This window comes from Vibrio viridaestus, assembly GCF_003856525.1.
In the GTDB taxonomy this organism is placed as follows: Bacteria; Pseudomonadota; Gammaproteobacteria; order Enterobacterales; family Vibrionaceae; genus Vibrio; species Vibrio viridaestus.
On sequence record NZ_RJVQ01000003.1, the window covers coordinates 228,091 to 249,927 of the forward strand.

The 21,837-nt window shown below is 43.2% G+C and carries 19 protein-coding genes and 1 pseudogene; 9 read left to right on the plus strand and 11 right to left on the minus strand.

From position 1 onward, the window contains the following. Nucleotide 1: 1 nt before the first annotated feature. The 6 genes from hisD to hisC form a co-directional block, all read right to left on the minus strand. Nucleotides 2-1,318 carry a histidinol dehydrogenase gene (gene hisD / locus EES38_RS08635; protein WP_124936781.1) on the minus strand — a complete coding sequence of 439 codons (1,317 nt, stop codon included), beginning with the start codon at nucleotides 1,316-1,318 and terminating at the stop codon, nucleotides 2-4. Nucleotides 1,319-1,334: 16 nt separating this feature from the next. Then, entirely contained in the window at nucleotides 1,335-2,099 is a 765-nt protein-coding gene (locus tag EES38_RS08640) for an ABC transporter ATP-binding protein (RefSeq protein ID WP_124936782.1), read from the minus strand. Nucleotides 2,100-2,101: 2 nt separating this feature from the next. After that, on the minus strand, nucleotides 2,102-2,959 hold the full coding sequence (locus EES38_RS08645) for an ABC transporter permease (protein ID WP_124936783.1): 858 nt from the start codon (nucleotides 2,957-2,959) through the stop codon (nucleotides 2,102-2,104). Between the two features lie 9 nt (nucleotides 2,960-2,968). Further along, nucleotides 2,969-3,949: an ABC transporter substrate-binding protein gene (locus EES38_RS08650; RefSeq protein WP_124936784.1), complete on the minus strand. Its 981-nt coding sequence runs from the start codon at nucleotides 3,947-3,949 to the stop codon at nucleotides 2,969-2,971. A 117-nt stretch (nucleotides 3,950-4,066) separates the two neighbouring features. Continuing rightward, nucleotides 4,067-5,458 (minus strand): FAD-binding oxidoreductase, encoded by a 1,392-nt coding sequence (locus EES38_RS08655; RefSeq protein WP_166434226.1) that lies wholly within the window; start codon nucleotides 5,456-5,458, stop codon nucleotides 4,067-4,069. Between the two features lie 30 nt (nucleotides 5,459-5,488). Further along, entirely contained in the window at nucleotides 5,489-6,616 is a 1,128-nt protein-coding gene (hisC, locus tag EES38_RS08660; protein WP_124936786.1) for a histidinol-phosphate transaminase, read from the minus strand. A 489-nt stretch (nucleotides 6,617-7,105) separates the two neighbouring features. Between hisC and EES38_RS08665 the strand changes: the two genes are divergently transcribed. From EES38_RS08665 to EES38_RS08695, 7 genes are all read left to right on the plus strand, one after another. Then, nucleotides 7,106-7,933, plus strand: a complete 828-nt coding sequence (locus EES38_RS08665) for a transporter substrate-binding domain-containing protein (RefSeq protein WP_124936787.1) — start codon at nucleotides 7,106-7,108, stop codon at nucleotides 7,931-7,933. Between the two features lie 20 nt (nucleotides 7,934-7,953). Further along, a complete protein-coding gene (locus tag EES38_RS08670) occupies nucleotides 7,954-8,613 on the plus strand; it encodes an amino acid ABC transporter permease (protein WP_124936788.1) in 660 nt (219 codons plus the stop codon). Beyond that, a complete protein-coding gene (locus EES38_RS08675) occupies nucleotides 8,613-9,275 on the plus strand; it encodes an amino acid ABC transporter permease (protein WP_124936789.1) in 663 nt (220 codons plus the stop codon). The genes EES38_RS08670 and EES38_RS08675 overlap by 1 nt, the downstream gene beginning before the upstream one ends. 2 nt (nucleotides 9,276-9,277) lie before the next feature. Further along, on the plus strand, nucleotides 9,278-10,117 hold the full coding sequence (locus EES38_RS08680; RefSeq protein ID WP_124936790.1) for an amino acid ABC transporter ATP-binding protein: 840 nt from the start codon (nucleotides 9,278-9,280) through the stop codon (nucleotides 10,115-10,117). Between the two features lie 203 nt (nucleotides 10,118-10,320). Beyond that, nucleotides 10,321-11,070, plus strand: a complete 750-nt coding sequence (locus EES38_RS08685) for an electron transfer flavoprotein subunit beta/FixA family protein (protein WP_124936791.1) — start codon at nucleotides 10,321-10,323, stop codon at nucleotides 11,068-11,070. A 3-nt stretch (nucleotides 11,071-11,073) separates the two neighbouring features. Beyond that, entirely contained in the window at nucleotides 11,074-12,003 is a 930-nt protein-coding gene (locus EES38_RS08690) for an electron transfer flavoprotein subunit alpha/FixB family protein (protein WP_124936792.1), read from the plus strand. Nucleotides 12,004-12,015: 12 nt separating this feature from the next. Further along, the gene (locus EES38_RS08695) at nucleotides 12,016-13,653 is read left to right on the plus strand and encodes an electron transfer flavoprotein-ubiquinone oxidoreductase (protein ID WP_124936793.1); all 1,638 of its coding nucleotides are present in this window, start codon (nucleotides 12,016-12,018) and stop codon (nucleotides 13,651-13,653) included. 49 nt (nucleotides 13,654-13,702) lie between these two features. On the opposite strand, the gene EES38_RS08700 is transcribed toward EES38_RS08695, so the two are convergent. Both EES38_RS08700 and pdxR read right to left on the minus strand, forming a co-directional pair. Further along, the gene (locus EES38_RS08700) at nucleotides 13,703-14,467 is read right to left on the minus strand and encodes an SDR family NAD(P)-dependent oxidoreductase (protein ID WP_124936794.1); all 765 of its coding nucleotides are present in this window, start codon (nucleotides 14,465-14,467) and stop codon (nucleotides 13,703-13,705) included. Between the two features lie 41 nt (nucleotides 14,468-14,508). Continuing rightward, a complete protein-coding gene (gene pdxR, locus EES38_RS08705; RefSeq protein WP_124936795.1) occupies nucleotides 14,509-16,035 on the minus strand; it encodes a MocR-like pyridoxine biosynthesis transcription factor PdxR in 1,527 nt (508 codons plus the stop codon). Nucleotides 16,036-16,233: 198 nt separating this feature from the next. Here pdxR and EES38_RS08710 point away from each other — a divergent pair, with 198 nt between their 5' ends. After that, nucleotides 16,234-17,589, plus strand: coding sequence for an aminotransferase family protein (locus EES38_RS08710; RefSeq protein WP_124936796.1), 1,356 nt, complete (start codon nucleotides 16,234-16,236; stop codon nucleotides 17,587-17,589). A gap of 128 nt (nucleotides 17,590-17,717) precedes the next feature. Here EES38_RS08710 and EES38_RS08715 read toward each other — a convergent pair whose 3' ends face one another. Further along, the gene (locus EES38_RS08715) at nucleotides 17,718-17,954 is read right to left on the minus strand and encodes a DUF2789 family protein (protein ID WP_124936797.1); all 237 of its coding nucleotides are present in this window, start codon (nucleotides 17,952-17,954) and stop codon (nucleotides 17,718-17,720) included. A 167-nt stretch (nucleotides 17,955-18,121) separates the two neighbouring features. Between EES38_RS08715 and EES38_RS08720 the strand changes: the two genes are divergently transcribed. Beyond that, entirely contained in the window at nucleotides 18,122-19,123 is a 1,002-nt protein-coding gene (locus EES38_RS08720; protein WP_124936798.1) for a CobW family GTP-binding protein, read from the plus strand. 69 nt (nucleotides 19,124-19,192) lie between these two features. Here EES38_RS08720 and EES38_RS08725 read toward each other — a convergent pair. Both EES38_RS08725 and EES38_RS08730 read right to left on the minus strand, forming a co-directional pair. Then, nucleotides 19,193-19,621, minus strand: a pseudogene (locus EES38_RS08725) (PTS transporter subunit IIC); the annotation flags it as partial. 115 nt (nucleotides 19,622-19,736) lie between these two features. Continuing rightward, the gene (locus EES38_RS08730) at nucleotides 19,737-21,614 is read right to left on the minus strand and encodes a methyl-accepting chemotaxis protein (RefSeq protein ID WP_124936799.1); all 1,878 of its coding nucleotides are present in this window, start codon (nucleotides 21,612-21,614) and stop codon (nucleotides 19,737-19,739) included. Nucleotides 21,615-21,837: the final 223 nt, after the last annotated feature.

Below are 21,837 nucleotides of genomic sequence, written 5' to 3' on the forward strand. Positions count from 1 at the left end.
CTTATTCTCCGAGAATCTTGGTACGTTTGTCAGATACAGCAAGTGCATGACTTGCGAAACCTTCGTACTCAGCTAATCGCTTCGCATTTTCCGCTAATTCGGAATAGCCTTCTTTGGTTACATAACCGACCGAAATGCGCTTCATATAATCAAAGACTGATAGCGGTCCCGCTGTTTTGGCGGCGCCGTTTGTTGGCAACACAGCATTGGGACCGAGTACAAAGTTACCTAGAGAAATAGGCGTGTGATTACCCAAAAGAATTTCGCCAGCATTACGTATTTTGGTCATGTCAGCCATGGGTTCAGCGCTTAAAATTTCCAGGTGTTCTGGCGCGTATTGGTTTACAAATTCAATGGCAGCATCGAAATCTTTAGTCAGCACAATACCACCATGTTCACCACATAAAACTGTTTGTGAGAATTCTGCACGTTTCTCTGGCATTTCTTGCCAATATCCCGGAATAGCACTTAGGGCTTCGTCAACAACACGTTGCGAAGATGTGACCAAAAATGCCGATGAATCGGGACCATGCTCGGATTCGATTAATAGATCTAATGCCGCAAGTCTACCGTCTGCTGTGTCATCTGCTAAGATAACACTTTCGCTTGGTCCAGCAGGCACACCCGGATCAATAAGGTGAGTGAGTTGTTTTTTCGCGGCCACGACCCAAGGACTGCCCGGGCCAACGATTTTCAAGCATTTTGGTACAGACTCAGTACCATAAGCAACAGCTGCGACGCCTTGGGCGCCACCACATTTGTAGACTTCTTTGATACCAACCAGCTGAGCCGCAACTAGTGTTGCATCATCGACTTTACCGTCAGGTCCTGGTGGGGTAATAATCACTGGTCTTGGTACGCCGGCTACGACAGCCGGTACCGCTGTCATAATCAGTACGCTTGGGAAGGATCCTTTACCGCGCGGCACATAGCAAGCAACAGCGTCAATAGGAACATGACGATCACCAGCAAATGCACCTGGACGCATTTCTTTAAGCCACATCTCTTCAGGTTTTTGCGCTGCGTGGAAAGCACGCACGTTTTCTACTGAAAACTTAATAGTTTCAATCAATTCAGGATCGAGGTTAGCGAAAGCGGCTTCAAATTCGCTTTCTTCCGCTTTAACAGAAAAGGTTTCTGGAATAACGCCATCGAAATTACGGGCAAATTCTATAAGAGCGGCATCACCTTTTTCTTTTACGGCCGCGATAATAGGCGTCACTTTTTCACTGAAAAAAGATAAGTCAGATTCTGTTCTTGCCAGTAGTTCTGCTGGAATGTCAGTCGAGTTCGTTAAATCATAGAATGAAATATTCATGGGTAAATCCTTATCTTTATACCATTTCTAATGGTTGACTAATCCTGTCATATACATGCTGTTGTAGTTCGGCAAAGGCGTCACTACGAGTAATCGATATCGGTCTTGGACGTTCGAGATTGACATCCAAAGTTTCATCAATAGCTCCCGGCTTCATGATGACGATTCGATCGGATAGAAAGACTGCTTCTTCGATGTCGTGAGTAACAAACATCACCGTTAGACGATGTTTTTCCCACACCTCTAGGAGCAATTGTTGCATCTGCTGACGGGTCATGGCGTCGAGTGCACCAAATGGTTCGTCCATCAGCAATATTTTAGGTCGATAGGAGAGTGCTCGAGCGATAGCAACACGTTGTTTCATCCCCCCTGAAAGCTCGGCTGGCCATTTATCAGCGGCATTACCAAGTTTTACCAGTTCTAGGTGTTGCTGGGCTCTATCACTACTTTCGGAACTGTTATAGCCGGCGGCTTTTAAAGCGAACTCTATATTTTGGCGTGCGGTAAGCCAAGGTAGTAATGTATAGGATTGAAATACCACCCCACGGTCTATACCCGGTCCTTGAATTGGATTACCGTCAACGAGAACGTCACCGGAATCAAATTCTTCCAGCCCAGCTGCGATGGAAAGGAGGGTACTTTTGCCACAACCTGATGAACCAACGATTGAGACAAATTCATTATTCGCCAGAGTCAAATCGATGTTATTTAATACCGTGTTTCGCTCGCGTTTCTTTGCTGGATAGCTCTTAACCAGATTTTTAATCGTCAAAGTAGCCATGATTAACCTCGCTTGTTGTAGCGGAACAGAAAACGTTCTGCTGCACGCATGATCTGGTCAGTGATTAAGCCGAGAAGGCCGAGAAGCAATATGTAGCCGATAATCGTATCGGTTTGGAAATAACGTTGAGAGACCACTATGCGATATCCAAGACCGGATGTTGACGCGACTAACTCGGCAAGTACTAACCAAGTCCAGGCCCAACCAAGACTGATCCGCAAAGCATCCCAAATATTAGGTAGAGCTGCAGGTAACACAATTTTGAATAAAATCTTACCGTCGTTCATGCCGAGAGTTCGACCAAGACCAATAAAGTCCTTAGGCACACGCTTCACAGCGTCGATCATCATCAGCACTTGTTGGAAGAAGGTACCGATCCAGATAACTAAGAATTTTTGAAAGTCATCAGTACCTGTCCAGAGAATCGTTAGTGGTACGAATGCCACAACCGGCATATAGCGAATGAAGTCTACCAAGGGTTCAACTACCGCTTTAACGAATCCATAGCAACCCGCCAGAATACCGATTACGATCGACATGACAGACGATATGAAAAAAGCGACTGCGATGCGATACAAGCTACTTTGCATGTCTTCCCAAAGTGTACCCTGACTCGCTAGGGTAATTAGGCGCTTCCAGACTTGCTCCAGTCCAGGCAGAAAGATTGGCTTTACTTTTCCCGTTGAGGTGGCTAACCACCAAATTGCAAAAAGAATAACAAAAGTAGCCACACCAATAATGATCGCTTGAGTACGAGTTGGTGTGTGGCCAATGGTAAAGAGTGTCCGTTTCAAAACATTCTCCCGCTTTTTTGTGTTTTTAACAGGAGAGCCGCAGCTCTCCAGGTTTGTCACAGACATTAAGATTCCTTACTCTTTTTCGATGAATGATGAGTCGACGACTTGATCGAAAGCAAGGTCAGCAGAAATGATTTTTGCATCATTGGCTGCTTTCAAAATGTGAGGGAAAGTTTGATCTTTGAATTCGCCAGCAAGCATGGCTTTATTTGCTGAAACATTAAGATATTTCACACCATCAAAAGCCGTAGAAAGCTCTTCAGGACTAGCACCAACCGCTTTGGAAATGATCTCACGACCACGTTTGGTATTGGTGTTGTACTCTTTTAGCGAAGCCGCCCATACCTTGATTAGAGCAGATACCTGTTCTGGATGATCATCAATCACAGATTGACGAACGACCAATACGTCACTTATCAGGCCAGGGTCTGAAGCACCGCTATAAAGCATTTTGATAGATGGATCGTTGTTTTTAGCTACAGTTAAGTAGGGTTCATAAGTAACGGCAACCGGAACCTGACCCGCAATTAGAGCACTACCGGCATTCGATGCAGGCATGGGTACTGGCTTGACGTCTGCTGTTGTCATACCAACAGAGCTAAGCGCGCTGTGCAGAAGAATATCACTGGTCGTTCCTTCTTCATAAGCGACTTGTTTACCTTTAAGATCTTCCAGTGACGTAATGTCTTTCGATACGATAAGGGCATCGGCTGTTTCACTTTGATCTAACAACATAATGACTTTGATTGGCAGCCCAGCTGAAATCATGCCCATTGCTGTGTGTGTCGCAATGTTCGCCACATCAATTTGTCCGCTTGCTAATGCCGCATTGATGTCTTTATCTTCCGCGAAATTGACCACATCTACTTGGTCGAAGCCCTGTTTCTTAAACAACTTATCTTGTGCGGCTATATGCCAAAGGCCGTATCCTAACCATGGTTCAATGCCCATTTTTAGTTTGCCTAAATCCGCAGCAAATGTGTTTGCTGAACATGCAATAGCCGCCGTAAATGCGACGCTTTTGCAAAACTTCTTAGCGCAATTAAACATCATTATCTAACTCTCCTTGTGATAAATGTTTTTATAATGAGTGTATATGTATATACAAGTTGTAAGCACGTATTGTGCCAATGTTTTAGTGATTAAATAAGGTGCATATTCATCACGATTTTACTGCTTATTTATGTCAATTAACTTACCCGGATTAAGTAAGTTATATGGGTCTAGCGTTTGTTTAATCGTACTCATTAAATGTAACGCTGGCTGAGCAACCGTATGGTGAAGAAAATCTCGTTTTAGAGTTCCAATACCATGTTCAGCTGAAATAGAACCGTTGAATTCTTCTACACAGGCGTATACTAATTGATCTGCTGCGAGTTCGTCTATTCCGTCTGCAGAACGCTTATCTATGGTTAAGTGCAGATTACTATCACCAATGTGACCGAAGTTAATGGTTAGTGCGCCAGGCCATTTCTCATCAATTCGTGATTTACAGGTCTGGACGAACGTATTTATCTGCTTTATCGGCAAACTGATATCAAAATTAATTGGTGCCAGCTTGGTCGGAAACTCGGTTGTTGCTTCACGAATTTCCCAAATTTTCTCTCTCTCGCGTAGAGATGACGCGATAACAGCATCAACAACGAGTTCGTCTTCGAATGCGTTTCCCAGAGCCTCATTAAATTTCTCTTCTTCACAGTCACGGCACTCTACCAACACGTAAAGAGGATAACCGATAGAAAGTGGCGGGTTATCGGCGCAAAACCACGAACAGCTCATTTGGTAAAAATCTGGCCACATCATTTCGAAGGCGTGAATCGATTGACCTAGTTTCTCTTGTAGCTGACGTAATAAAGCGACGCCATTTTCGTAGCTTTCCAGAGCACACAATGCTGTGCGAGGTTCACCGGGAACGGATGTCAGCTTTAGAGTCGCTTTGGTAATAAAACCAAGTGTCCCTTCACTGCCAATAAAGAGTTGTTTCAAGTCGTAGCCCGTATTGTTTTTGATCATCCGGTTACTTAGGTCAATAATCTCACCATTGGCTGTTACGACTTCTAATCCCAATACATTGTCACGAGTCATTCCGTAGCGAATTACATTGTTTCCACCCGCATTTGTCGCCAGCACACCACCAATTTGAGCGCTTCCTCGAGCGCCAAAATCGACCGGAAATGCACGTTTCACTTCGAGAGCAGCTTCTTGAACTTGCTGCAGCGTAATGCCGGTTTCAACCGAGATTGTATTTGACATGGGGTCAAGATCGTTGATGGCATTCATTTTTTCAAACGAAATACAAATTGCATCTGGTACAGGTGTTGCAGCACCAGCAAGACCGGTTCTCCCGCCTTGAGCGACCATCGGTTGACGATGTTTCACGCAGATTTTGACAATCTCTGCGACTTGCTGCGTTGACTCGGGATAGACAACGGCAGCAGGGGCGACAGGCGGGGCACTGCTCCAATCTTTGTGAAAACTGATATCGACAGCATCACTTTGTTTGATTTGTTCTGCTTGCAGTACCGTTTTTAAATCTGTTAAACACGCTGGCGTGTTACTCATCATCATACTCCCAAAGATAAACGCGTAAAATTACTCAGTTGGATGCAGGATTGCTGCCAAACTGGTAATAAATTGCTGATTTTCTTCTTTATTACCGATAGATACTCGAACATAGTCTGTGTATCCCTGTTCGAGCCAAGGTTTGATGATGACACCATGCCAACGTAACGCTTCTGCGAGATCAGTTGAACGCATATTGGTTCTGAAAAACAGGAAATTCCCTTGAGATGGAATAGGTGCTAGGCCCATCTCTGTTAATTGGTTGAATACCTCTGAACGGGCCTGACTGTTCCACTCTAGTGTTTTGGTGAGATGCTCGTTGTCGTTTAAAGCCGCTTTAGCTGCTTTTTGTGCCAGTCGATTTACGTTGAAGGGTAAACGTATTTTGTTTAAGTAGCGTGCGATATTTTCTGAGCCACAAAGCGCGTACCCAACACGTAAACCCGCGAGAGAATAAGCTTTAGACAGAGTGCGTAGCAGGATATACGGTTTGCCTGATTGTTTTAGTTTTTCAACTACATCGCTATACGTACTTTCATGAGCGGCAAATTCATAATACGCTTCATCGAAAACAAACAAAGTTTCTTCTGATTGATTTTCTATTAATTTATCGACATCCGTTGATGACAGCGTACACCCTACCGGGTTGCTTGGACTGGCTATAAAAAACAGTTTCGGCTTTGCTTTTAATTTCTCAACTAAATCATCTACATCGAAAGTGAGATCTGAGGTCATGTAAGACGCGATGACGTTCGCACCATAGGATTTTGGATAAAGAATATGCAGACCAAACGAGGGGATAACGGTTAATACATCGTCTCCGGCTTGTAGAAACGAATGACAAATCATATTGATTAAATCTTCAGAGCCATTCCCCATAACAAAATGACTGGTTGGTGCATCTAGGCGACTGCTTAGAAGGGATTTGAGTTCACTACAGTCTGGGTCTGGATAGTGAGCAAGATTATCATCTTCACTGAGTGCGAGCTTTACCGAGTTGGCTGTACCAAAGGGATTTTCGTTGCTCCCCAGTTTCGCTATTTTCTCGACCTGATATTTCTTTTTAAGTGCTTCGATTGATAAACCTGCGTTGTAGTCTGTTAGTGGTGCTACATAGCTGCTGACGAGCTGATCGGCAATCTCATCGATCGTTTTCATTCCTGCAAATCCTTTTGAATCGTTTATCACTGCCATCTTGGCAATTTAAAATTAGTATATACATGTATAGTTTTTATACAAATTAGTCCAGACTTTATTGATAATTTTTTCAATATAGAGATTGAGTATTAATTATTGGTAAAAGATAAAAATTAAATATGATTATGAAATCCCATCAATAAGAGCAGTTTTATTTCAGTCCATTATCTATCATATTTCTGCTTTTTATTTGTGCATTTCACCATCTTGGGGTTCGTAAATAGTGCATCTGGTTGGGTAAAAAAGCAATGGGACGGATAAAAAGAAAATTGTTAGGGATTTTGGTAAATAAAATGGTTCAGAGTCTTGTTTGATAAAAAACGCCTGTGCTATATATGTATATACAATAGGTTTTGGAAGAGAGAAGTGCTGGTTTCTACTGGCTGCTTTGAACCTTGGCATTTTATATGGAAATCCGGCTATATCCGGTGAGCTAAATGGAGAGTTAGAATGCGTAAACAGAAACATCAATATCGCTTGGGTAGTGCAATATTGCTTCTTAGCAGCCTGTGTGCTTTTGCTGCTAATGCTGATGTCTTATCCGATGTAAAAGCAAAAGGAGAGTTAGTCATCGGTACCGAACTGCAATTTGCCCCGTTTGACTTTCTGAAAGGTGATAAGCACGTCGGCTTGAATAAAGATTTCTTTGATGAGGTGGGTAAAGAGCTTGGCGTAAAAGTGAGCTATGTCGATCTGCCGTGGTCAAGTGTTTTACCTGGGCTGGAAGCCGACAAGTTTGATATGGTTGCCGGGCCAGTTACTATCACGAAAGAACGCGTCAAGCGCTATGATTTTACCTATCCTATTGCAGATGCTTCAGTTGCATTACTTAAAAAGCGTGGAGACAGCCGAGTCACCAAACCTGAAGATATTGCGGGTATGAAAATCGGTGTGCAGAAGTCTTCTTCTCAGGAGCAGCAGTTGAAAGACTTCTCAGATACCCTGTCTAAACCTGTCGAAATTAAGTCATATGTCGATTTCAACCAAGCGTACTCTGAGATCATGACAGGACGTGTAGCCGCCGTTGCCAATGCGCTTCCAAACATTGGCTATATGGCCAGTCAACATAAAAACTTCGAAGTGGTGATGCCTCCGTTTGGTAAAAAGACTTATTTTGGATACGTAGTAAGAAAGGATGATGATTCAGCGAGTCTTTTAAAAGCCATTGATGACATCATGGTTAAGATGGAATCAGATGGTCGTATGAAGTCCATTCAGGAAAAATGGTTTGGTGTTGAAATGAGCCTTCCGCAGGAAACCATCACACCTGTTATCTAATCAGTTAGGAAGGATTGAATATGCTTGATTTTTCGATTCTTCCCTCAACGCTTCCCATACTATGGGACGGAGTCAAAATGACTCTGTTCCTTTCCTTTATGGCAGTGTTTTTGGGATTACTGGTCGGAATGGTGATGTGTGCTCTAAGAATGTCACCAAATCGATATCTACAATTGTTTGTTAAAATCTACGTGTCCGTTTTTCGTGGTGTGCCTTTGCTGGTGCAACTGATGGTTGCGTACTATTGTCTGCCTCTAATTGGTATTAAGGTTCCTGCACTCGTCGCTGCAACGGCTTGTATTGGAATGTGTGCTGGTGCCTATATGACGGAAATCTTACGTGGAGGTTTTCAATCTTTACCCGTAGGACAGAGCGAATCAGCACAGATGCTCGGCATGACTCGTATGCAGGTTCTGCTGCATGTTGAGTTACCACAAGTGTTTAAGCTCACGATTCCTGGTTTAGTCAATGAAACGATTCTCCTTGTCAAAGCATCCTCTTTGATTTCCGCGATTGGTATTGCTGAGTTAACCCGAACAGCGCAAAACCTTGCAGCGAGTAACTTCCAACCGTTTGAATTCTATCTAACCGCTGCTGCGATGTATTTTGTGCTCAACAGTGTTATCTCAATTCTCGGCTTGTGGTTGGAGAAAAGAGCAAAACATGGAGTAGCTGCCTAATGACCTTTGATTTTTCAGTTATCACCAGCCATATGTCCGATATATTGAGTGGGTTTGGAACAACGCTAGTCGCGACGGCGATTTCATGTTTGTTCGGCATGGGACTTGGGCTAATTGTCGCGCTTGGACTGACAGCAAAATCGAGAATCTTTCGATATCCTGTAAGACTCTATGTTGAGGTCATTCGAACCACTCCGTTTCTGATACAGCTTTTCCTTTTGTATTACGGTGGACCGTCAATAGGTCTTTATCTTGAGCCTCTGCAAGCAGGCATTATCGGTTTGGCTATTTATGGTAGTGCCTATTATGCAGAAATCTTTCGTGCAGGGTTCCAGTCAATACCCAAAGGACACCTTGAAGTGGCACAAATGATGGGATTTTCTCACGTTCAAATGATCTGGCGTATCCAAATTCCACAAATGATGGTGCTGATTGTGCCTGCACTCGTCAATACGTCGATTATTTTAGGCAAAGAAACCGCCGTTCTCTCTATCGTAACGGTTCCTGAACTGACATTTGTACTAACTGGAATCGGTTCTGAAACATACGCCTATGCCGAAACGTTATTAGTCTTATCGATTGCTTACCTTATCATGGCAGAAGCAACATCTCGATTAGGGTTAAGAGCGGAAAAACGTTTAAGTAAATATATGGAAAGATAATCATGGAAGTGAAACAAGAAGTAAAACCGATTGTTCAGGTTCAGAGCATGGGGAAGTCCTTCGGTGATAATGTGGTACTAAAAGGTATTAACTTAAACGTACAAGCCTCTGAAGTTGTATGCTTAATTGGCCCATCAGGTTCAGGAAAGAGTACGTTGCTGCGTTGTATTGCCTTCCTTGAGCAGTATTCAAGTGGCACGGTGTTGATTAATGGGGAGTTGTTGGGCTACAACGATGATACGGATTATCGGAAATTAGCTTCAACGAAAGAACTGAATCACGTGCGCCGCAATATGGGGATGGTATTTCAGCAGTTTAACCTCTGGCCCCATATGACGGCATTGGGTAACGTGACGGAAGCTTTGGTTCGGGTAAAAAAAATGTCTCGCGCCGACGCTGATGCGAAAGGGCAGCAGTTGCTTAAAAAGGTAGGGTTATCAGAACGAGCAAATCATTATCCAGCCCAGTTATCAGGAGGCCAGCAGCAGCGTGTCGCAATTGCACGTGCATTGGCAATGGAGCCACAAGTGATGTTGTTTGATGAGCCTACATCGGCACTCGACCCTGAATTGGTGGGTGAAGTGTTACAGGTCATGAAAGATCTCGCGAACGATGGCATGACAATGATTGTTGTGACTCATGAAATGGGCTTTGCAGCACAAGTAGCAGATACCGTTGTGTTTCTCGATAAAGGCGAGATCATGGCGAAAGGGTCTCCAAGACAACTATTCCAAGGAGCAAAGCCGCCACGATTACAGCAATTTCTGAAAAATTATATGGATCGCAATGCGTTTTGGGATCAGGACGAAGATGAATCAGTACCGTTAAAGGCAATGCCTTAAAGTGATTCAATTTGTTGCCTTTTGTATCGTGTTAGATCAAGGCGAACATCAAGATGATGGGTTACATTACATCATTACCACCTAAATAGGTGAGCATTTCAAATCAAAGCTGGTCGAAATAAGACCCGCTTTTCTGATGAAAGGAATCGGGAAGGATTCGTCGTTCCTTAGTTTTATTGAAAAGTCGCTTAGGGAGTACTGGAATGAAAATCCTTGTCGCAGTAAAGCGAGTGGTAGATTACAACATTAAGGTCCGGGTGAAAGACGATAACTCTGCTGTTGAGACAGATGGCGTTAAGATGTCGATGAACCCGTTCTGCGAGATTGCCGTTGAACAGGCGGTTAAATTAAAAGAGCAGGGGCAGGTCGACGAAATCGTAGTTGTCTCTATTGGAGAGACAAAGGCTCAGGACCAAATTCGCCACGCTCTTGCTATGGGAGCAGATAGAGGGATTTTAGTAGAGAGCCAGAGGCTTCTTGAACCTTTGCATGTGGCGCAGATACTGAATGGTGTTGTCTCTGAAGAACAACCCGACCTAATCCTGATGGGTAAGCAGTCTATTGATGGCGACAATGCCCAATCTGCCGCGATGCTATCCGGGCTATTAGATTATCCAATCTCTCATTGTGCATCTGCTATTGAATTTAATGAAGGATGTGTTCGTGTTCGCTATGAAGTGGATAACGGTGAAGAAGTTGCCGAACTGGGGTTACCCGCGATTATAACGGCTGATCTTCGACTGGCGGAGCCGAGATTTGTCAAACTTCCCAACGTAATGAAAGCGAAGAAGAAACCTCTGGACGTAAAAACACTCGACCAATTGAATATCGATGTTGTTTCTCATCAAACACGGGTTCTGCTTGAAACGCCTCCGGGACGAGAAGGCAATGGTGTCATTTGTGCATCGGCTGGCGAATTTATCGGCAAAATATTAGCCAAGATGGGAGAGTAGAGCATGACGGTATTAGTAATCCTTCCAACAGAAACTGAGTTGAACAGCATTTCTGATAAGTTGGTGTCGTGTGCACAGAAATTTGGTGAGTCAATTACACTTTTGATTCATGAGTCAGCCAATCAGCCAAATTACATCGATGCGCTATCAAAATTGAATTTAGTGACTGAAGTGATATCGCTTGATTACGCTCAGGAGCCAATGGCACTGAGCCAGGTCTTGACGCAAATTATCCAGAAAAATCAGTATTCAACACTGCTAAGTAGTGATGGTAACCTCTTTCAGGCAACGCTTCCGCGAGTTGCGGCCAAACTGGGAGTCGGACAGGTATCCAATGTTACTTCTGTTGTCTCGAATAAATGCTTTAAACATCCAATTTACGCTGGCAATGTTATTGAAACTGTTGAAGTCGTTGACCCTATCGTCGTCGCGACGGTGCGTTGTAGTGCATTTGATTTGGCGCAGCGTTCAGCATCTAACAGCCTGACTCAACAGCAATACCCAAAACCTGATAGCCATGAATCGATACGTATTATCGAGCACATTTTTAGCGAGCAAGATTCATTAGATATAAACAGTGCTAAATGGGTCATAGGAATAGGAAGAGGTGCAGCTAATTGTGAGGTCTACCGACGTATCACCGAATTCGCCGATAAAAAAGGATTTGCATTAGGTGGTACAAGAGCGGTTGTGGACAGTGGCTTGATGCCAAATGATAAGCAAATTGGGCAAACAGGCAAAGTTATTGCACCGGATATTTACTTAGCGATCGGTATTTCTGGCGCCATTCAACACTTAGCCGGTATTTCTGCTGCAAAAACTATTTTTGCGGTGAACTGTGATGCCGATGCTCCGATTATGTCTATTGCCGATTACGCTTTCGTTGGCAACGCTGATGAGATCCTCCCTGAACTTCAAGCCGCTATGGCATGATAAGGACAACAGATGGATACGCAAATAGAACGTGATGAGATGGAATTTGATACTGTCATTGTTGGCGGTGGACCAGCTGGATTAGTTGCCGCGTACCGACTTCTCAAGCAAGCTCAGCTTCACGGTATTGAACATTCCGTCTGTGTCTTGGAAAAAGGGGCAGAAATAGGTGCCCATATACTTTCTGGCGCGTTATTTGATGCCAAAGTACTGCATGCGATATTCAGTGATGAAGAATTAAATACAGCACCACTTGGTATTGAAGTTTCTGCTGAAGCATTGTGGTTACTTAAACCGGACGGTTTGACTTCAATGCCAGACTTTTTAGTACCCAAAACCCTGCACAACAAAGGTATGAGACTGCTAAGCTTGGGACGTTTGTGTCAGTGGCTGGCGGAAAAAGTTGAAGCGCTTGGTGGTGAAATTTTTTGTGGCTTTACCGCAGCAGATCTAGAGTGGGGAGATAACTGTATTCGTGGTGTTATTACTGGGGATATGGGGCTAGGAAAAGATGGGCAACCAACTGACAGATTCGAGCCTGGTATGCGTCTGTTAGCAAAACAAACCTTGTTGTGTGAAGGGAGTCGCGGTCACCTTGGTAAGCAAGTCATTGACAGGTTTGGTCTTAATCAAGGTGCAGACCCTCAGCACTACGCGCTTGGTTTTAAAGAAAAATGGAAGATTCCTGCGGAACAGCATCAAGCAGGAATGGCGATTCATGGCTCTGGATGGCCTTTGGCGAATGACACTGGTGGTGGTTTTTATCTTTATCATGCAGACAACAATGAAGTCTGGTTGGGGTTAATTACTGATTTGAATTATCGTGATCCTTATTTTAACCCTTATGAGTCCTTCCAAACTTTAAAAACACATCCCGAGATCGCTAAGATCCTCGAAGGTGGCGAGAGACTGGCTTATGGCGCGCGCACTATCACAAAAGGCGGTTTTAATTCTCTAGCGCAAATGTGTTTTCCTGGTGGATTTATATTGGGTTGTGATGCTGGTACTCTTGACGTATCAAGAATGAAGGGCATTCATACCGCGATGTATTCATCAATATGTGCTGCTGACACCATTCTTGACATCAAAGATGAGGCAGAAAAAACCGAGCAATTTACCAGTTTTTGGCAATCTTCGCGGATTTATCGTCAGCTTGAAGAAACTCGTTCGTTTGCTCCAGCACTGCATGCTTATGGTCGACTTTTTGGTGGTGGTTACAACAGGCTAAATGAGATAGTCAGGTTTAAATTACCTATTGTTAGAGATAAACGACCAGACGCAGCACAGTTAAAATCAGTAACTAGCGAAACTTCAGATCAGGATTTTAAAGCGGATAAGGTATTGACCTTTTCGTTGCTGGACTCAGTTTATTTAGCCAATACCGAGCATGATGAAGAGCAGCCATGTCACCTACACGTGAAGCAGCAAGAAAATTGGTTAGTGGAAAGCTATCAACGATTTGATGAACCAGCTCAGCGATACTGTCCTGCTGGCGTGTATGAAGTGCACGAGATTGACGGCAGCAACACTCTACAGATCAATGCGCCTAACTGTCTGCATTGCAAAACATGCGATATTAAAGACCCGAGAGGTATGATTGAATGGACGCCACCGCAAGGGGGCAGTGGTCCAAACTATCAAAGTATGTGAGAACAGATCAAAGCAGAGCGACGCTCTGCTTTTTTATGACTGACTGGACTTATTTTTCTCGATGAACCGAAAATGGAGACCATGCCTGAGAGGTTGGCATGACCTCCATTCGGTTAATACATATATGGTCAGGCAATGTAGCAAGATAGTACATGGATTCGGCAATATCTGTGGCATCAAGTGCTTTTGCTCCGTCATAAAGAGCATCTGATGCTGCCTGATCACCCTTAGTTCTGACTAACGTAAATTCCGTTTCAGCCAGACCTGGAGCCAGGTCTGTAACACGAACGCCAGTACCGAGTAAGTCGCAGCGCAGATTGTAGCTAAACTGTTGGACAAACGCCTTCGATGCACCATACACGTGGCTTCCAGGATAGGGCCATTGTCCGGCGATGGAGCCTACATTGATAATCGAGGCACCACTGCCAGTTTCAATAAGTGTTGGCAGAAGTGCATGAGTGACATTGACCAGCCCGGTAATATTGGTATCTATCATGGTTTGCCAGTCTTTGATATCGACTTTTTGCGCTGGCTCTGGGGCCAATGCCAAGCCCAAGCCTGCGTTATTAATCAGGCTGGTTATTGATTTGAATGCATCTGGCAGATCTGAAATCAGCTGATCGACTTGCTCTTTATCTCTTACATCCAGCACCTGATAGTGAACAGGAACATTTGAGAGTTCCTCGGCGAGAGCCTGTAAGCGCTCTTCACGTCTTCCGGTGATAATTAGTGCCCATCCGTTTGCTGCAAACTTTCTAGCTGCTGCTTGACCAAATCCAGATGTTGCTCCAGTAATGAATACAACTTTTGACATATAGATCTCCAAGTGCTGTCATTTTCCCTATTTATCGTACTCTATACTGAGCTAAGTTTCTGTTTCACCGTAGTGCCAATTTTGGGTTGTTGTTGGGGCAATTGTTGGCGGATAACCCGGGCTAGCATCATGATACCCGGTTCAATGTTCTCAATTGAAATACCAGAGAATCCAAGCCTTAGATAATGGTTAGCATTGTTTTCTGGTTGGTGAAAGTGTAAATCTCCGTCTTCAACTAACACCCCAATTTCCATGGCTTTCTTAACGACTTCGTTGCTGCTAATACCCTCGGGTAATTTTAGCCAAAAGGCACTACCACCCAGAGTCTGGCTGGTAATGCACTGGGGAAGGTGACGCTCTAAAGCCTGACGTAACACTGTCCATTTCTCTGTATAAGAACGACGAATACGGGTGAGATAGCTATCGTAATAGCCTAGAGAAATAAACAGTGCGCTCGTGCGTTGGTTGTTAGCGGGTGGATGTCGATACATTAAGCGACGTAACTTACGAGCTTCATCAATTAGAGCCCGATCCGCGACCATAAAGCCAATCCTTAGACCAGGTGATAATGATTTCGATAGGCTACCAACGTAGATGACGTTTCCTTCGCTATCCATACTTTTTAACGATGGAGAGGGCTTGCTGTTGAGATTAATTTCGCTGTCGTAATCATCTTCTATAATGACTAAATTATTTCTTTTCGCGCAATCCAGTAATGCCGTACGACGCTCCATGCTCATGGTCACATTGGTTGGTACCTGATGGCTAGGTGTGGTGTAAATGTAGTCACACAGAGCAAGATTATTGTTCAACTCAATGCCTTGGCTATCGATTGGTAGTGGGAGCACTTTGGCACCAAACGTTGAAAAAATATTGCGGGCATCAGGGTAGCCGGGGTCTTCTATACCGACCACTGTTCCTGTATTGGTCAGTAGTTGAGCAAGCAGAAATAATGAATTTTGGGTACCAATTGTCACGAGAATTTCGTCTTCATGAGCACTGATCCCCCGTTTGCTTAGCACGCTGGTTTGAAGTTGCTTGATCAACAAGCGATCATCACAGTCTATGTGGTCTGAAATCCAATCTCGAATAATGGTTTTACGTTGCGCTAGCCGAACGCACTCACGCCAATGGTTGGATGGGAAAAGCGTATCTTCGGGCTGCCCAAATAAAAACGGATAAGGATAGCTCTGCCAGTTTGGCGTCTTCTTGATATTGCGTTGTTCTGAGAAATCAACTTTAAATTTTTTAGCCCATTTTAGTGCAGACTCATCACTAGTTTGGTTCGTCTTAGGATCGACACTAAATGACTCGGAATAACTATCGGGATTGGCAAAGAAACCACTACGCTGCTGGGAGATTAGAAACCCTTCATCAACCAGTTTTTCATAGACCAACACGATGGTATTACGAGATACGTTGAGCATTTGGGCAAGTTTTCTACATGATGGCAATGCTTTAGTGCCAAATACACCCTGGTTTATTTTCGCAATGAGGTGTTCTCTGATCTGCTCTTGGAGGCTGCGATCTGGAGAAAATTCGATGTGAATGAGGTGATCATTTTTCATGCGATCGTCTTTCTATCTCTACCAACTTAGTAAAGAAAATGCACGATATATGCCAAGCAACCTATCGACTATTTGTGATATTGGTACCACACTGTTATATGGGGCCAGAATTGTTCCAATAAAAAGCCAATTCTGGCGCTAAAACTTATTGAGTTGTCGGCATACTGTTATGTTTAACAGATAAAAAGGAGAAAAATAATGGATAAGGAAATTTTGGAGAATGCTATCGAGCTCGATTCAGCTCATGTTTGGCACCATATGACTCAACACGCAACGACAAAAGCGCCTATGTTTGTGAAAGGCGAAGGAAGCTACCTGTGGGACTCTAATGGTAAGCAATATCTTGATGCAACTGCAGGTGGTGTTTGGTGTGTTAACGTGGGTTATGGTCGCGAGTCTATTGCGAATGCGGTTAAGGACCAACTACTGTCACTGAACTACTATGCCGGTTCCGGTGCAACCCCTATCGCGAGTCAGTTTGCAGCGAAACTATTAAGTGTCATGCCCGGTATGAGCCGTGTTTACTATTCGAACTCAGGCTCAGAAGCGAATGAAAAAGCGTACAAAATGGTTCGCCAAATTGCCGCTAAATTTTATGGTGGCAAAAAATCCAAAATTTTATACCGTGATCGTGACTACCACGGCACGACTATTACTTGTTTAAGCTCATCGGGTCAGGAAGAGCGTAAGAACCAATACGGTCCGTTTACGCCTGGTTTTGTCGAATTTCCACACTGTTTAGAATACCGTAGTCAATATGGCGAAGTGGATAATTACACCGAGCTTTCTCTTAAAGCGTTGGAAGACGTTATTCAGAAAGAAGGTGCGGATACCATCGGTGCGATTGTTGTCGAGCCTATTACTGCTGGCGGTGGTGTAATTGTTCCTCCTGAAGGTTACTTAAAAGGCGTTAAAGCACTCTGTGAGAAATACGATATGCTTCTTCATATCGATGAAGTGGTATGTGGTCTTGGCCGTACGGGTAAATGGTTTGGTTATCAGCATTTTGATGTTCAGCCTGATATCGTAACCATGGCAAAAGGATTGGCTTCTGCTTATGCTCCAATCTCATGTACCGTGGTAACTGAGGAAATTTTCCAGAAATTAAACGACCAGCCTGAAGAGCGTGAAAGCTATTTCCGTGATATCAGCACCTTTGGTGGTTGTACCTCAGGCCCTGCAGCGGCATTGGAAAACTTAGCCATTATCGAACGCGAAGGTCTTTTGGAAAACTCAGCCAAAATGGGTGACTACTTGATGACCCGTTTATCTCTATTGAAAGACAAGTACGAGATTATTGGTGATGTTCGTGGTAAAGGATTGTTCCTTGGTTTAGAACTTGTTAAAGACCGCGCGACAAAAGAACCAATGGAAGAAACCGTCCTGATGAAAATCGTTGGTCACTGTAGTCAGAATGGCGTATTGATTGGACGTACTAACCGTTCTTTCCGTAAGTACAACAATACTCTGTGTCTAAGTCCAATTCTTACTTTAACGCAAGAGCAGGCAGACGCTATTGTAGATGCTATTGATAACGCCTTAGCGAGTTTGTAATTACATATCAGTCCGAAAGTTTCGGATATTGTTTGTCTAAAGGGTCGAGTTAAAAAACTGGACCCTTTTTAAATGAGGTCAGAATTACATAAAACTCAAGTTGCTTGACCGGACATCGACATCGTCATCTATGATTCTCTGAGCATATTGTCCAATTGATCGACTAATTCGGCCCAGTCAGCATCTTGCTCGATAGCGCGTTTAAGAAAATCCGCTTGTGAGTCATTCCAAAAATTCGCTTCGTGGAGCTGCATTGAGTCGAGTCTCTGCCTGTGGCTTTTTACGAAATTCTTGATCTCGTCTGGAGAGCTGCCTAATCCTAACTGTTCAAATAAATCGGCCATACCGTGCTGATACATTTCCATAGTCTGCCACCTAATTTGCATGTATGTATCTCAAGTATATACGCTACTGAGGAAATTATTAGAAAGAAGGGAAATAGCCCCTCGAGGGAAATAGTCAATCAGTCAGTTAGCTTGTAATTTCTGTGCAAGTTAGAACATTAGTTTAGATAATTGAATCAAAGGTTATTATGAATAAGCAGTCCAATACGATCCCAACTAATATCATCACAGGTTTTTTAGGTGTTGGGAAAACAACAACGATCAATTCTCTCCTCGCAAGGAAACCACAGCACGAAACCTGGGCGATATTGGTCAACGAATTTGGCCAAGTTGGTATTGATCAGGAAATGATGCCAACGCAAGATGGATTGTACGTTAAAGAGTTAACAGGGGGCTGTATCTGCTGTTCTCTTGGACTGTCATTGGGGCAAACACTCACGACACTAATTGAACAAACTCAACCTGACAGGCTTATTATCGAACCAACGGGTATTGGTCACCCTGAGGGGATTATCGATACGCTCATGGGTCCTAAATTTAGAGACACCCTAGATTTACGTGCAACCATCTGTTTGCTTGATCCACGTTGGTTGGATCAAGAAGAGGTGATTGGCAACGAAATCTTCCATGATCAGCTTAATCTCGCCGACGTCGTCCTAATCAATAAGTGCGATATTGCCACTGAACAGCAAATTCAACTGGCTGAAGATAGCCTTAACAATATGTTTCCAATCAAACAGCATATTGGCCGTACAACGAAAGGTGAAATCGATCTGATACTTTTGGATTTAGTTCGAAATGGACAACTGAAATCGCAATTGCCACAAGAGCACCATCACCATCATCATGAGCATAATCATGGAAGCGATAAATCTCCCGAGCCTGGTATCCCAGTAAGAAAAACAGGTAATGGCTCTGGGCTTTTTAGCTGCGGCTGGGTATTCCATCGTGAGGATTGCTTTGATTATTGGGCGTTAGAGAGTGTGCTAGTCTCCCTCCCTAAAGTGAGCCGAATAAAAGGCGTGATAAGAATAGGCTCAGCATGGGTGTTTTTTAATCGAGTCAAGGACGAGCACGATTTTGATAAAGTTGCGTATCGTCGAGATTCTCGGATTGAAATTATCAGTTCAGAGGAGTTGGACTGGGAGCAAATCGAAGCTGATATGATGGCATGTCAGACATCGAAATAAAATCGCTAATTCTATCCGTGTTTTAAGGCCTCGGTTGAGGCCTTAATGTGGAGTAAAAGCTTAAACGGACTACCGAACAATCAAGCCCAGTAAAATACCGATTGCGCCAAAGTCTGCATCGCTAAAGGTGGTATTAGCAAAACCTAAGTCACCCAGCACCGGTAGAAGGAAAACAGGCAAGAATGTGATGAGCAGACCTTGGGCAAATGCCCCCAAAATTGCGCCACGACGTCCACCTGTCGCGTTACCGAAAACACCTGCGGCTGCACCGACAAAGAAGTGAGGAACAACGCCAGGAATAATGACGGTTAAATTCATCATGTACAGTAAAAGCATACCAACCAGACCCGCTGCGAAGCTGGATAAGAATCCAACAAGAACTGCATTAGGTGCATATGGAAAAACAACAGGACAATCAAGAGCGGGTTTTGCATTCGGTACCAATTTATCTGAAATGCCTTTAAACGCTGGTACGATTTCAGCGATGATCATTCGAACTTAAATAAATGAGCAAGTTTTGGAAAAAAGGTCCGAATATTTCTAAATCAAAGATAAATTCGGACCCTATAATGAATTAAACTCGGCAAGCTGAGATCGGACTAATCCTTAATAGTTACCACCGAAAAATCTGAATTGATTTTTTCAACGTCTCTGCAATTTCTGTGAGTCCCTGAGCCTTTGCATGGTTTGTATCGGAAATATCGACTGTAGAACGTGCCAGTTCGTTAATTTCCTCAACACTAGTACTGATTTCTGACGCAACGTGGCTTTGCTCTTCTACTGCTGCTGCAATTTGTGAATTCATATCCTGAATTAACTCTACAGACTTTTGAATTTTTTGTAAGGCCTGATTGGCCAACTCTGATTGTTCTGAAGTCGCCTGAGCATCGTTCATATTTTCTCGCATCATTTCTACTGATTGAGTTGCCTCACTCTGTAAACGACCAATAGTTTCGTTGATCATAGTGGTACTTTCTTTCGTTTTATTGGCCAAATTACGAACTTCATCTGCAACCACAGCAAATCCACGTCCATGTTCTCCAGCCCTTGCTGCTTCTATGGCCGCATTGAGAGCGAGTAAGTTGGTTTGTTCGGACAATCCATCAATAACATCAAGTATTTGACCTATACTTTGAGTTTCTTTTTCTAGTTGGATATTCACATTCACAACTGTTTCTATTCGTTCGACTAATGAAACGATACTCTGGTTCATTTCCTTAACGATCGCTAGCCCTTGTTCGGAAGAATCATTTGCGCCTTTAGCCGCATCAGATGCTTTAAGCGCATTACGAGCTACTTCATCGATAGACGCAGACATCTCATTTAATGCTGTTGCAGCTTGTTCAAGTTGCAACATCTGTGATTCAGAACTAACTTTCACTTTTGATGAAATCTCCGTCATCTGCTCAGATGCTTGCTCAAGATTTTTAGATGAATGAGTAATTTGGATAATGGTATCTTTTAAATTTGAAACCATAGTGATCATTGCGCCTAAAATACCTTGTTCATTGCCTTTAGAATCATTAGCAACGGTTAGGTCACCTTGGGCTGTTTTTTGTACCATTTCTTCAATATCGGTAGGCTCTCCACCAATAGGACGATACATAAGCCTAATGATAGCAACATAGGTCAATATCAAAGCGAGAATCAATGCCACTGAGCCCCACAGTACTCCTCTGTGCAGGTTTGCTCGAGAAGCGGCGCCAATATTTTCCTGACTTTCCCAACTCCAAACTGTCCAACCGAGTTCTTCTGAAATGGCATTAACGACAAAGTAGGGTTTGTTTTCGTACTGATATTTATGGCCAATGCCACCCTTATCTTTATACTCGGAGTACGACGGTCTCAAATCGAAGATGTTTTTACCGACGGAATCAGGATTATAAGCAGATAGAATATAGCCATCTTCTCGATTGAGGAATATTTGTCCTTTTTCAGATAATGTTTTGATATAGGAAGCAGTATCACCAAGGTCAATATTCAGACCAATAACGCCAACAACTTTCCCATTACGTTTCACTGGTTCTACTTGAGAAATGATCATCGAGCCTGACGCCTCATACGGCTTAGTTGTTACATGAGCTTCTCCTGTCATCGCTCTCAAAAACCACGTTCTACGTAGTTCTCTCGCATTGAAGTCTGCAATTTCTCCTGTCTTACGGTAACTTACGCCATCGGCTCTCGCATAAAACGCCTCGACGATGTCATAATTATTTTCCATAAAGTTAAGTTTATTTTTCAGCTGTTCGACATTTAGATTGCCTTGATCGTCTACATCAATTGAATCGGCTGCCATAACTAATAAATCAAAATTTCTCAGCATTTTCTGCTCAGAAGCTGCCGCTATTAATTTAGCTTCGATTTTTAGTTTATCAGTATAATTTTTTTCAGAAGAGTTGCTAAAAGCAAAATACCCATTCCCAACAATAGATAAGATGACAATAAAGAAAAGACCGCCTATCGATAGTAAAATTTTATTTTTTGCACTCATGGTGTTCCTTAAAGTTACTCATAAGTTAGGTTATTTTATAAATAATACGACTTACATTTGTTTCGTTTTGAATCTCTATGCCTCATTACTGTTGGATCAGGATAATTATTTTATAGCGCTAATTTATTCAACAATTGATTAACATTCAAGTTAATTAATCTCCCGATATAATACCTAGGAGAGTGATTTAGTATGCGTTTTGTGGAGTATATTTATGAGCAAG

Coding starts and splice junctions, on each gene's coding strand:
- hisD (WP_124936781.1), bottom strand. CDS start 1,318: ATGAATATTTCATTCTATGATTTAACGAACTCGACTGACATTCCAGCA.
- EES38_RS08640 (WP_124936782.1), bottom strand. CDS start 2,099: ATGGCTACTTTGACGATTAAAAATCTGGTTAAGAGCTATCCAGCAAAG.
- EES38_RS08645 (WP_124936783.1), bottom strand. CDS start 2,959: ATGTCTGTGACAAACCTGGAGAGCTGCGGCTCTCCTGTTAAAAACACA.
- EES38_RS08650 (WP_124936784.1), bottom strand. CDS start 3,949: ATGATGTTTAATTGCGCTAAGAAGTTTTGCAAAAGCGTCGCATTTACG.
- EES38_RS08655 (WP_166434226.1), bottom strand. CDS start 5,458: ATGAGTAACACGCCAGCGTGTTTAACAGATTTAAAAACGGTACTGCAA.
- hisC (WP_124936786.1), bottom strand. CDS start 6,616: ATGAAAACGATCGATGAGATTGCCGATCAGCTCGTCAGCAGCTATGTA.
- EES38_RS08665 (WP_124936787.1), top strand. CDS start 7,106: ATGCGTAAACAGAAACATCAATATCGCTTGGGTAGTGCAATATTGCTT.
- EES38_RS08670 (WP_124936788.1), top strand. CDS start 7,954: ATGCTTGATTTTTCGATTCTTCCCTCAACGCTTCCCATACTATGGGAC.
- EES38_RS08675 (WP_124936789.1), top strand. CDS start 8,613: ATGACCTTTGATTTTTCAGTTATCACCAGCCATATGTCCGATATATTG.
- EES38_RS08680 (WP_124936790.1), top strand. CDS start 9,278: ATGGAAGTGAAACAAGAAGTAAAACCGATTGTTCAGGTTCAGAGCATG.
- EES38_RS08685 (WP_124936791.1), top strand. CDS start 10,321: ATGAAAATCCTTGTCGCAGTAAAGCGAGTGGTAGATTACAACATTAAG.
- EES38_RS08690 (WP_124936792.1), top strand. CDS start 11,074: ATGACGGTATTAGTAATCCTTCCAACAGAAACTGAGTTGAACAGCATT.
- EES38_RS08695 (WP_124936793.1), top strand. CDS start 12,016: ATGGATACGCAAATAGAACGTGATGAGATGGAATTTGATACTGTCATT.
- EES38_RS08700 (WP_124936794.1), bottom strand. CDS start 14,467: ATGTCAAAAGTTGTATTCATTACTGGAGCAACATCTGGATTTGGTCAA.
- pdxR (WP_124936795.1), bottom strand. CDS start 16,035: ATGAAAAATGATCACCTCATTCACATCGAATTTTCTCCAGATCGCAGC.
- EES38_RS08710 (WP_124936796.1), top strand. CDS start 16,234: ATGGATAAGGAAATTTTGGAGAATGCTATCGAGCTCGATTCAGCTCAT.
- EES38_RS08715 (WP_124936797.1), bottom strand. CDS start 17,954: ATGGAAATGTATCAGCACGGTATGGCCGATTTATTTGAACAGTTAGGA.
- EES38_RS08720 (WP_124936798.1), top strand. CDS start 18,122: ATGAATAAGCAGTCCAATACGATCCCAACTAATATCATCACAGGTTTT.
- EES38_RS08730 (WP_124936799.1), bottom strand. CDS start 21,614: ATGAGTGCAAAAAATAAAATTTTACTATCGATAGGCGGTCTTTTCTTT.